Source organism: Aeromonas media (assembly GCF_000819985.1).
Classification (GTDB): domain Bacteria; phylum Pseudomonadota; class Gammaproteobacteria; order Enterobacterales; family Aeromonadaceae; genus Aeromonas; species Aeromonas media.
Genome location: NZ_CDBZ01000136.1, coordinates 1 through 11,459 on the forward strand (window position 1 = coordinate 1; position 11,459 = coordinate 11,459).

The 11,459-nt window shown below is 61.1% G+C and carries 7 protein-coding genes, 5 tRNA genes and 1 riboswitch; of the genes, 8 read left to right on the top strand and 4 right to left on the bottom strand.

Annotated features, from left to right (window positions below; translation table 11 throughout):
* Positions 1–380 precede the first annotated feature (380 nt).
* The 3 genes from BN1127_RS11790 to BN1127_RS11800 form a co-directional block, all read right to left on the bottom strand.
* Positions 381–590 (bottom strand): cold-shock protein, encoded by a 210-nt coding sequence (locus BN1127_RS11790; protein WP_005327092.1) that lies wholly within the window; start codon positions 588–590, stop codon positions 381–383.
* A gap of 271 nt (positions 591–861) precedes the next feature.
* Positions 862–1,530 (bottom strand): LysM-like peptidoglycan-binding domain-containing protein, encoded by a 669-nt coding sequence (locus tag BN1127_RS11795; protein WP_042649576.1) that lies wholly within the window; start codon positions 1,528–1,530, stop codon positions 862–864.
* A 99-nt stretch (positions 1,531–1,629) separates the two neighbouring features.
* Positions 1,630–3,732 carry a methyl-accepting chemotaxis protein gene (locus tag BN1127_RS11800; RefSeq protein ID WP_042649577.1) on the bottom strand — a complete coding sequence of 701 codons (2,103 nt, stop codon included), beginning with the start codon at positions 3,730–3,732 and terminating at the stop codon, positions 1,630–1,632.
* A gap of 250 nt (positions 3,733–3,982) precedes the next feature.
* On the opposite strand from BN1127_RS11800, the gene gltX reads away from it, so the two are divergent.
* The 8 genes from gltX to BN1127_RS11835 all read left to right on the top strand — a co-directional run bounded on the left by gltX (position 3,983) and on the right by BN1127_RS11835 (position 10,059).
* Positions 3,983–5,398 (top strand): glutamate--tRNA ligase, encoded by a 1,416-nt coding sequence (gene gltX, locus BN1127_RS11805; RefSeq protein WP_042649578.1) that lies wholly within the window; start codon positions 3,983–3,985, stop codon positions 5,396–5,398.
* Between the two features lie 2 nt (positions 5,399–5,400).
* Positions 5,401–5,541, top strand: coding sequence for a glutamyl-tRNA synthetase (locus BN1127_RS22985; protein ID WP_082030071.1), 141 nt, complete (start codon positions 5,401–5,403; stop codon positions 5,539–5,541).
* Between the two features lie 237 nt (positions 5,542–5,778).
* Positions 5,779–5,854, top strand: a tRNA-Ala gene (locus BN1127_RS11810).
* 28 nt (positions 5,855–5,882) lie between these two features.
* Positions 5,883–5,958, top strand: a tRNA-Ala gene (locus BN1127_RS11815).
* 66 nt (positions 5,959–6,024) lie between these two features.
* Positions 6,025–6,100: transfer RNA gene (locus tag BN1127_RS11820), tRNA-Ala, on the top strand.
* A 58-nt stretch (positions 6,101–6,158) separates the two neighbouring features.
* A tRNA-Ala gene (locus tag BN1127_RS11825) sits at positions 6,159–6,234 on the top strand.
* 40 nt (positions 6,235–6,274) lie between these two features.
* Positions 6,275–6,350: transfer RNA gene (locus BN1127_RS11830), tRNA-Ala, on the top strand.
* A gap of 471 nt (positions 6,351–6,821) precedes the next feature.
* A riboswitch (cyclic di-GMP riboswitch) is annotated at positions 6,822–6,905 on the top strand.
* 115 nt (positions 6,906–7,020) lie between these two features.
* Positions 7,021–10,059: a glycosyl hydrolase family 18 protein gene (locus BN1127_RS11835; RefSeq protein ID WP_052833538.1), complete on the top strand. Its 3,039-nt coding sequence runs from the start codon at positions 7,021–7,023 to the stop codon at positions 10,057–10,059.
* Between the two features lie 207 nt (positions 10,060–10,266).
* Here BN1127_RS11835 and BN1127_RS11840 read toward each other — a convergent pair.
* The coding region (locus BN1127_RS11840) for a tetratricopeptide repeat protein (RefSeq protein ID WP_156139768.1) at positions 10,267–11,459 on the bottom strand (1,193 nt) is incomplete at its 5' end.

Here is an 11,459-nt window from a genome sequence, read left to right on the forward strand (position 1 = left end):
TCTCGTTTCCCGCTCCAATCTCTCTCCTCGAAGTACACAAATCCAATATTTCAACGCACTCCTTGCCACATCCAGTTGGTAGAGCATGATCCGCACCTTGCCAAGGCTGGGGTCGCGAGTTCGAGTCTCGTTTCCCGCTCCAATCTCTCTTCGAAGTCCTCATCATCCATTTGAACTGTCCATCACATCGCGCAGCGATGATTTGTAGTATCCGGCATTCAGCCAGATCAGACCCATGTCTTCTGTAGCCGCTTTGTGCGCAGGTGTGGGGGAGGGTTGTGGTTGCTGCGGACAGGCTTATGAGCGTGGCGGGGAAGGGGAAACGGCGGGCAAAAAAATAGGAGGGGCCTTGGCTCCTCCTGCGAGTTCACTAGTGCGGCTTAGAGCAGAGTCACGTTCTCAGCCTGGGGGCCTTTCTTGCCCTGGGTCACGGTGAACTGGACTTTTTGACCTTCAGCCAGGGTCTTGAAACCAGTGCTCTGGATGGAGGAGAAGTGAACGAAAACGTCCGGTCCCTGGGATTGCTCGATGAAGCCAAAACCCTTGGTTTCGTTGAACCATTTTACTTGGCCGGTGCGAATGTCAGACATGTGGTAAGTCCTATCTATAACAAAATGAAACTAACGCCTTGTTGGGCAGCATTTGCCTAGAATGCAGGGGCCTACCCATGACTGACTACGTCAATTTGTTCCAGTGGCATGCAGTACAATCCCTGTCTAAAGCACAATCGATTGTACTGGAGCCCGATCCCTTGTCAATTTGGCACTTTTCATTTTTTGAGCGAGCTAAAAGTATTGGGAAGTCAGCGGCTTGTTTCATGCTTCTGGTCAAAAAAACGGGAGGCCATGGCCTCCCGTTTTTTTATTCCTTGAGGGCGAACCCTTCACCCTGTCGGTCGTAGCGGTAGTTTGCCTGACCGAAGGAGCGGATCTCGACCCGCTGGATCCGGCGTCCTGTGTCCACCAGAATGAACACCGACTTGCCCGATTGCAGCCGGGTCAGCGGCCTGTCCGGCCCCTCGATGGCGATCAGGCGGCTCAGCTCGGCCCCGGGCAGTTCAAACTTGCGCCAGATGGAGTAGAGGGTCTCGCCAGCCTGCACCTCGTGCTGCAGCCAGGTGCCATCGACTTTCTCTTCGACCGGTTTGGCCGCGGCCGGCGCACTGCTTGCGGCTCCGTTGCCCACGGTCAGCGCCTGGGTGGGCACGGCCAATGGTACGGTGAGTGAACCGGAAGGCGCCGCCTTGGGGGCAGCAGGGGCGGGTTCCCAGGCGAGCAGCAACAGCCAGAGAGGCACCAGCACCAGCAGGCCTATGGTGTGCTTGCGAGGCAGCGGGCTCGCCAGCTTGAATGAACTGGTTCTGGGTTCCTTGTTGCGTTGACCAAGGCCACTCATGCCCTGACCGAGGCGTTGACGCAGGGGCAGGGTCGCTGCATTGATACGATGGAGCAGGGTTCCTTGTGATTCGTCTTGGCGACGCTGCTGGGCTCGTCTGTTATGGCCACGTGGGCGACGGTCCGGGGTGGGCACGGCATTTACCTCTCACTACATTGCCTGCCATCAGGCAAATATAGCGCCTATGGTAAACGGACTCGCCCCCGAGGGGGAGAGCCCTGAGCATGAAAATTATCAGCTGAGACGAAATTGCCCCAGCAACTGCTGCAAACGCTCGGCCGCCTGGCGCAAGGCCTGGCTGGCTTTCGCCGTATTGGTCGCATCCTGGGCGATGTCGTTGGCCAGTGCGTTGGTTTTTGACAGGTTGCCTGAGACTGTCTCGGAAACCGAGCTCTGCTCCTCGGCGGCGGAGGCTATCTGATAGGTCATGTCGTTGATGGTGGCAATGGCCTGGAAGATGCTGTCGAGGGCCGCCTCTGCCAGATCGGCCTCGCCCACCGCCTGATGGGTCAACTGCTGGCTCTGCTGGATGGCGTTGACCGCATTGGCCGAGCTGTGGCGGATCTTCTCGATCAGCTCCTGAGTGTTCTGCACCGCCTGCTGGGTGTTGCCCGCCAGCTTGCGCACCTCGTCGGCCACCACCGCAAAGCCGCGTCCCTGCTCGCCGGCTCGGGCCGCTTCGATGGCGGCGTTGAGCGCCAGCAGGTTGGTCTGATCGGCGATGCCCTGAATGACGGTGAGTATGCTGGTGATCTGCTCGCTGTCGTGGGCCAGCCCCTCGACTACCTCGGCCCCCTTGCCCGCCTCGGCCGCCACCTTGTGCATGGACTGGATCACCTGCTGGAAGCGCACCTTGCCCTGATCCGCCGCGCCCTGGGCTTGCTTGGCGGAGTCGGCGGTGTTGTTGGCGTGGGTGGCCACCTCCTGGCTGACATAGGACATCTCCTGCACCGCGGTCAGCATCTGCTCCATCTCAGCCTGGTGATGCTGCAGGTTGGTGTCGGTCTGGCCGGCGATGCGGTCGGTATCCCCGGCGTGGCGATGGACTTCGCTCGCGGTCTTCTGCACGTCCCCGAGCAGCACTTGCAACTTGTCGATGAAACGGTTGATGCCGCGTGCCAGAGCTCCCAGCTCGTCCTGGGCACGGGTGTTCAGGCGCTTGGTGAGATCCCCCTCGCCATCGGCGATGTCATCCACCAGGCTGACCATCTGGCGGATGGGGCCGGTGATGCTGCGGGCGATCGCCAGCATGGTGGCCAGGGCCAGCACCAGTACGATGAGGGCACCGATAAGCTGCTGGGTCATGGCGGCCCGGTTCATCTCGGTGAGCTGGCTCTCCAGCTGATCGGCTCCTGCCAGCACCACCTGGTAGGGCAGGGTGACTATGATGGCCCAGTTGCGGGCCATGCCCGGCACCGCGATGGGCACAGAGATGCGAAACGCCTCGTCGAGCTCCTGGCGTTGCAGCTCGGGTTTGAGGTATTGCTGCCAGCCGTCCCCCAGCAGCTTGTCGGCGCGTCTGCCGAGCAGGCTGGGGTCCCCGCTGGTGCCTGTGATGACGCCGGCGGCGCTGACGATCAGGGTCTCGCCCTTGCCGTCATAGATGTTGCTGTTGAGGGACTGGGCCTGACGGCTGATGGAGTCTACCGCCAGATCCAGCGCGGCAATGCCCTTGAACTGACCATTTACCATGATGGGGGTGGTGATGGTGCTCACCAGCACCTGCTGGCCGTTGATGTCCACCTTGAAGGGATCGACGAGGCAGGAGCGCCCCTCCCGTTTCGGGCAGGCGTAGTAGTCGTTGGCCGGATTGCCGAATTCGTCCGCGTCGCTTTTCTCGATGGAGAGCAGCAGATCCGAGCCAATGTTCTCCTTGTCGCGATAGAAGTAGGGGACGAAGCGTCCCTTGTCATCGCTGCCAAGGGCACTCTGGCCTGCGAAGGCGCTGTCCTGGCCGTCGAAGCCGTTCGGTTCGAAGCCCGCGAAGGCGCCGTAGAGTTGCGGCTCCAGGCCGAGCTGCGCCTTGAGCAAGTCGGTGGCCTGCTGGCGATCCAGCGGCAGCTTGCCCGCCTGTTGTTGGGCGAAGACGCTGGCCATCTGCTGGGTATAGGAGAGCCCCTTTTGCAGCAACTGGGTAATGGTGGCGGCCTCGGCGCGGGCGTTGGCACTCACCTTCTGCCACGCCTCCTGCTGCAGGGCCGCGCGGCTGGAACTGATGGTCAGCTGCTGGGTCTGCTTGCTCGAGTATTGGTTGAGCAGGATCAGGATGACCAGGGCCGTGGTCATGGCGACTCCCGCCAGTACCAGGATGCGATTCTGGATAGAGCGAAACTGCATCTCGTGTTCCTTGTGCGTAGAAAGTTGTATGAATTATCGGCATGGCGGGAGATTCCTCCAGCAATGTTGCCCAGCAAAGCGGAAAATGAGGGGAGGTTTTGCGATCCCTCTCAAAGAACGGTGCCACGACCGAATCAAGACCTGTTTAGGCCCCGGCTATTGCATGGTTTTCCCATCCGTGATTCTGAGTGCTAAAATGCGACGGTTTTTTTAACGCATTGGCCCAAGGCCCTCTACACAAGGCTTAAAGATGAAAGTCAAAACCCGTTTTGCTCCCAGCCCGACCGGCTTCTTGCATGTTGGCGGTGCCCGTACCGCACTCTATTCCTGGTTGTTTGCGAAGAGCCAGGGCGGTGAGTTCGTGCTGCGTATCGAGGATACCGATCTGGAACGTTCCACTCAGGAGGCGATCGACGCCATCATTGAGGGCATGGAATGGCTGGAGCTGAACTGGGATGAGGGCCCCTACTACCAGACCAAGCGTTTCGATCGCTATAACGGCATCATCGACGAGATGCTGGCCGATGGTCGTGCCTATAAGTGCTTCTGCTCCAAGGAGCGGCTGGAGGCGCTGCGCGAAGGCCAGATGGCCAATGGCGAGAAGCCCCGCTATGACGGCAAGTGCCGTGACCACGCCCACGATCACCCGGCCGATGCGCCCCACGTGATCCGCTTCCGCAACCCTACCGAAGGCTCGGTGGTGTTCGATGACCACGTGCGCGGTCGCATCGAGTTCGCCAACACCGAGCTCGACGATCTCATCATCCGCCGTACCGACGGCGCCCCCACCTACAACTTCTGCGTGGTGGTCGATGACTGGGACATGGAGATCACCCACGTGGTGCGTGGTGAAGACCACATCAACAACACCCCACGCCAGATCAACATCTACAAGGCGCTGAACGCGCCGGTGCCGGAGTTTGCCCACGTCTCCATGATCCTGGGTGACGACGGCGCCAAGCTCTCCAAGCGCCACGGTGCGGTCTCCGTGATGCAGTACCGCGACGACGGCTACCTGCCGGAAGCGCTGCTGAACTATCTGGTGCGTCTAGGCTGGTCCCACGGCGATCAGGAGATCTTCAGCCTAGATGAGATGATCAAGCTGTTCAGCCTGGATGCCATCTCCAAGTCTGCCTCCGCCTTCAACACCGACAAACTGTTGTGGCTGAACAACCACTACATGCGCAGCCTGGATCCGGCCTATGTGGCCAAGCACCTGGAATGGCACATGGCCGCCCAGAACATCGATACCAGCAAGGGCCCGGCACTGGCCGAGGTTGTCACCCTGCTGGCCGAGCGCTGCAACACTCTGGTGGAAGTGGCTGCCCAGAGCCGCTACCTGTTCGAAGAGTACGAGGCCATCGACGAAGCGGCCGCCAAGAAGCACCTGCGTGGCGTCGCTGCCGAGCCGCTGACCCTGGCCAAGGCCAAGCTGGCGGCGCTGGAGACCTGGACCACCGAAGCGCTGCACGAGCTGATTGAAGCCACTGCCGCTGAGCTGGGTCAGGGCATGGGCAAGGTCGGTATGCCGCTGCGCGTGGCCGTCACCGGTCTGGGCCAATCTCCTGCTATCGACGCCGTGATGGCGCTGGTGGGCAAGGAGCGCGTACTCGCCCGCATCGACCGCGCTTTGGCATATATCGAAGCGCGCATGGCCGCCGAGTAAGCTTGCCATCGCACATTGCCGCCACCGATCTGGGTCAGTCCCCCGGCATCGACGCCGCGATGGCGCTGGTAGGCAAGGAGCGGGTGCTCGCCCGCATCGATCGTGCCCTGGCCTATATCGAAGCGCGGATGGCAGCCGAGTAAGCCTCTGCCATTGCTTGAAAAAGGGCTCCCGCAAGGGTGCCCTTTGCTTTTGTGCAGCGCTCAGATTCATGACATAAAACAGCGACATAGCGATGCAGTCGGCGGTAAAAACAGCTAACTGTCTGAATTTTGACTAAACGCTCGAGCCGGTGTTATTTTTGGGTTGACAGCAAAGCGGGTGATGCCTATCATGCGCCTCCGTTGCCAGAGATAACTTTGGTAGCGCCGAGGTGAGTTGGGGTTATAGCTCAGCTGGGAGAGCGCTTGCATGGCATGCAAGAGGTCCGCGGTTCGATCCCGCGTAGCTCCACCAAATTCTCCTCGAACAATCTGGAATCAAAGGGGTTATAGCTCAGCTGGGAGAGCGCTTGCATGGCATGCAAGAGGTCCGCGGTTCGATCCCGCGTAGCTCCACCAGGTTCCTGATTGTAAAAGTGCAGTACCCAGGGCAGTGCGGTGTGTATCACCCAGGCCGACCTTTGTGGGGCTATAGCTCAGCTGGGAGAGCGCCTGCTTTGCACGCAGGAGGTCTGCGGTTCGATCCCGCATAGCTCCACCAATATTTAGAAGAAGGGCAAACGGCCGCCAGAACCGATTGTCTAAAGAGTAAAGAATTTGGGGTTATAGCTCAGCTGGGAGAGCGCTTGCATGGCATGCAAGAGGTCCGCGGTTCGATCCCGCGTAGCTCCACCAAATTCAGAGTGAAGGTCTTGACCTTGATTCGCAACAACTTGGGGTTATAGCTCAGCTGGGAGAGCGCTTGCATGGCATGCAAGAGGTCCGCGGTTCGATCCCGCGTAGCTCCACCAAACATTAAAAGGCCACCGTTATCGCGGTGGCCTTTTTGTTTTTGCCTATTTTTCTCTCTGCCTTCTATGCACGACTGTCAAAAAGCCCGCATTGGCTGCGAGCTTGGTTGTTGTGGCAAGTCATCAACCGTGGCGACGGCGCCAGGCCAGCGGCAGCAGGGTAGGTGTTCCTTTCATGAGTATTCCTTTTTTATTTTTTGCCAGTGTTTCCATAGCCTTGGCGCGTTGGTCAAGGGCGCGCATTGTCACATTTCTGGCAGCTCTGACCAGTGAGGCAACGCACATTATGGGGAGACAAAAGAGGCTGAGTCCGTTTTTTGACGTGGCTAACAGATTGATATTAATGACTTAATCCTTAGTTGGCCGATTGAAGGAAAGTGTGAACTGGCTGGCATTCACATATTTTCCTTAGAGAATAAAGATTGAGCGGTTGCCACTTGCTTCCTATACTCGAGCCGTTCCTCACGGAACCCAGGTTAAGGGCAAACCGGCAGTGATGCCGGGACGCAAAGCCTCCGATCTGTCCCAAGCGGACCAGACAGCGGGGTTACCCCGGGGTGACATGAGGGTATGTGGCCCCGTCCATGGCCTGTTGTCGTTCCCTTGTTCCCTGTTGCGATTGCGCTTTTCCTGGTTTTAAAAGCCAAGACAAAACAAGGAAGATAACAATATGCAACAGATCTTGAGGCCCAGCAGGCTCGCCATGCTGGTCGCCCTTGCGGCCGTCCCTGCCTGGGCGCAGGCCGCCTATCCCGCCTATCAGGCCGGCACCGCCTACAAGGCTGGCGACATCGTCAGCAACGCAGGCGCCCTCTATGAATGCAAGGAATTCCCTTACTCCGGTTGGTGCGGGGCTTCCCCCTACCACTACGAACCCGGGGTTGGTGCCGTCTGGGCCGATGCCTGGAAACTCTATGGCGGTGAGGTGCCGCCACCGGCCCTGGTGGTTGCCATCGGCTCCCCCGCCGTGGGCAGCAGCGTCAGCGAGGGGGCCAGTGTTGCCCTGGCGGTGACCCTGAGCGGCCCGGCCACGGCGCTGGCCAAGGTGGAGTACCTGGTCGATGGCACCCTGGTCGCCACGGCCACGGCCTCCCCCTGGAGCGCCAGCTGGTCTGCCGCCGGTGCGGGCAATCACGGCCTCAAGGCACGGGCACTGGATAAAAACGGAAAGGTGCTGAGTGAGGCTGATTCCAGCTTCAAGGTCGCCGCCGTGGTGGCGCCAGAGGCGCCCAAGGTGAGCATCGCCAGCCCCGCCGCCGGTGCCAGGGTGACCCTGGGCCGCGCCCTCACCGTGACCGGCAATGTGACCGACGCCAATGACGACGTCGCCAAGGTCGAGCTCTTCGTGAATGGCCAGAAGGTGGGTGAAGACAGCAGCGCCCCCTGGCAACTGAGTTGGACGCCCCAGAACAAGGGGCTGACCGGCCTCAAGCTGGTGGCGACCGACAAGGCAAATCTCTCTGGCGAGTCCACCCAGGTGGACGTGCAGGTGGAGGAGGCGGCCCTGCCCCCCACCGGCGGCAACCTCTCCTGCGACGTGCGCCAGATCTACCGCGCCGATGGCAGCGAGTGCATGGGGGATGACCACGGTCGTCGCGTCATCGGTTACTTCACCTCCTGGCGTACCGGCAAGAACGGCCTGCCCTCCTACCTGGTGGGCGACATCCCCTGGGACAAGATCACCCACATCAACTACGCCTTCGCGGCGGTGGATGAACAGAGCCACCTCATCAAGGTGGATGACGCCGCCACCAAGATGACCTGGGACGGGGTGCCGGGCGCCGAGATGGATCCCGAATTCGCCTATCAGGGTCACTTCAACCTGCTGTCCAAGTACAAGAAGCAGTACCCGGACGTGAAGACCCTCATCTCGGTGGGGGGCTGGGCCGATACCCGCGGCTTCTACGCCGCCACCACCAAGGGCGACTGCTCGGTCAACACCGCCGGCATCAACGCCTTCGCTGACTCGGCGGTGGGCTTCATCCGCCAGTACGGTTTCGACGGGGTGGATGTGGATTACGAGTACCCCACCTCCATGAAGGATGCGGGCAACCCCAACGATTTCCCGCTCTCCAACCAGTGTCGCGGCAAGCTGTTTGCGAACTATGAAGTGCTGATGAAGACCCTGCGCAACAAGCTCGACAGCGCCGGGACCGAGGACGGTCGCAAGTACATGCTGACCATCGCCTCGCCGGCCTCGGCCTACCTGCTGCGCGGCATGGAAAACTTCCAGGTCACCCAGTACCTCGACTACGTCAACCTGATGACCTATGACTTCCACGGTGCCTGGAACCACTTCGTTGGCCACAACGCCGCCCTGTTCGACAACAAGGCGGATCCCGAGCTGTCCCAGTGGGGGGTCTACACCCAGGCCCAGTTCGGTGGCATCGGTTATCTCAACTCCGCCTGGGCGGCTCACTACTTCCGGGGGGCTTTGGCGGCGGGCAAGATCAACATAGGGGTGCCCTATTACACCCGTGGCTGGCAGGGGGTTACCGGTGGCACCCACGGCCTGGGGGGCAAGGCGGCGCTGCCGAGCCAGAGCGATTGCCAGCCGGGGACCGGTGGCAGCACCATTCCGTGCGGCAATGGTGCGGTCGGCATCGACAACATCTGGCATGACCTTGACAAGAACGGCAAGGAGATTGGCGGCGGCGCCGTGCCCATGTGGCATGCCAAGAACCTGGAGCACGCGGCCAGCCTCGGCATCACCACACTGCCGAGCTACGGCCAGGCCTGGGGTCTGGATCCCAACAACCCGGCCCACGTGATGCAAGGCCAGTACGTGCGTTACTACGACGACAAGGCGCATGCGCCCTGGCTGTGGAACGAGCAGAAGAAGGTGTTCCTCTCCACCGAAGATGAAGAGTCCATGGGCCACAAGCTCGACTACATCGTCAGTCGCGGTCTGGGGGGCGTGATGTTCTGGGAGATGGCGGGGGACTATGACTTCGACGCCGCGAAGAACGAGTACGTGATGGGCAGTACCCTCACCAGCCTCGCCTACGACAAGTTCAGCAAGGCCGACAAGGCGGCCCTGAAGCAGAACGAGCTGCCGGCACCGGCCGCCCAGCTCGACATAGGTGTGAGCCTCTCCGGCTTCAAGGAAGGGGACTCCAACTACCCGATCAACCCGACTCTGAAGCTCACCAACAAGTCGACTCAGACCATACCGGGTGGCACCCGCATCGAGTTCCTGATGCCTACTTCCACCTCCGACACCATCACCGACCAGAGCGGTATGGGGCTGACCGTGGTGGAGAGCGGCGGCAACCAGAACTCCGACGGCATCGCAGGCGAGAAGGACTTCCACAAGGTGGCACTGACGCTGCCGGCCTGGAAGGCCTGGGCGCCGGGTACCGAGGTGGAAGTGGCCATGACCTACTATCTGCCAGCCGCTGGCGTACCGAGCGGCATGCGCCTGATTGCCGGCAGCCAGACCATAGGCCTGAAGTCCGACTTCCCGGCCCTGGCCGAGGCGGTGCTGGGGGGCAGCAGTGGCGGCGACGGCGGTAGCGGTGGCACCAGTTGCGCCAGCCAGAGCGTCAACCCGGCGGAGTACAATGCCTATCCGACCTGGCCACGCGGGGATCACGCCAACGGCACCGACCGCATGACCCACAACAAGGGGGTCTGGCAGGCGAACTGGTGGACCAGCAGCGAACCCAAGGCGGGTGATGGCAGCTGGAAGCTGGTATGCAATTACTGATGACAGGTTGAGGGGCCAACCCCGCCTCAACGCAATGACCCAATCCGGAGCCCAGGCTCCGGATTTTTTTGCTGCCTATATAAAGGAGGGGGACCATAAAAAAGACCGCTCCGAAGAGCGGCCAATTGCCACCAGGCAAGCTGCGGGGCTGACCCCATTGTGGATGGGCAGTCGCCATGGACGGATGCCTGCCCATGGCGTGCCGGTTTATTGAGTGACGGCGCCGCCCTGCTGCTCCTTCAGGAAGCTGATCCAGGGGGAGGCGCGGCCACTGACGTTGCCATGCTGGGCGGCCTGTGTGAAGGCGTTCAATGCCTCCTTCGGTTTCTGCTGCTCGAAGTAGGCAACCCCGGTCAGGAACTTGAGATCCGCCCGCTGTTCACCGCTGGCATTGGCGGCAGGCTTGGCGGCGAAGGCCACCAGATCCTGGTAGCGCTTGCTCTGGATCATCATGCGCGCCATCTTCAGTTGCAGATCGGCACTGGGGGCCAGCTTGTAGGACTTGGCCAGGGTATCGATGGCCGGATCCAGCTCCTTGGCCTGGTGCCAGTAGTTGGCGAGCGTCTTGTAGTTGGCCGCATTGCTCTCGATGGTCCCTTCCTTCATCGCCTTTTCCATCACGCGGGCGGCGCGGTGGGGTATGCCGGCGAAGGCCAGGTAGTTGGCGAGCCGCAACAACTCGGTCGACTCGGTCAGCATGCCGAGGTTGTAGGCACCTTCCAGCGCCGCCAGGGCCTTGGCATCGTTTCCCGCCTGCATGTGCATGGCCGAGAGCTGGGTCCAGTACTTCTTCTTCTCCGGGAACTTGTCCACCAGGGCGGTCAGCACCTCGGTGGCCGGCTTGTACTGTTTCAGCTCGTAGTGGGCCGCCATTTTCAGCAGATACCAGGACTCCGGCGCCTTGCCTGCCGAGAGCTTGATGGCCTGATCCACCGCCGGAATGGCCTCCCGATACTGCTTGAGCTGCACGTGGGCGTTGGCCAGGGTGATGTAGGCGTGCGGGGTCGGTTTCTCGTCCTTGCCCAGGCTCGCAAACCACTGGTTCATGGTGCTGATGGAGCCCTTGAAGTTCCCCTCCGCCATATAGAGCTGGGCCAGGTTGTAGCGCACCTGCTGGGCCACCGGCTGCGGCAGGCCTCCGGTGGCGATGGCATCGGCGAAGTATTTGGTCGCCTGGCCATATTTCTCCTGCTGGGCCGCCACGAAGCCCAGGGTCTGCAGGATGACCCCTTTGTCGTAGACCCGCTCGCCTGCGCCTTCGAGCGCCTCCTGCAGCTTGGCATTCGCCTCGCCGTATTTCTTCTCGGTGATCAACGCCTGGGCCTTGTTGACCGCGCGGTAGGCGCGGTCAGACAGGGCGGGTTGCTCGGCGGCCCAGCCGGCGGTACTGAGCAGTACCG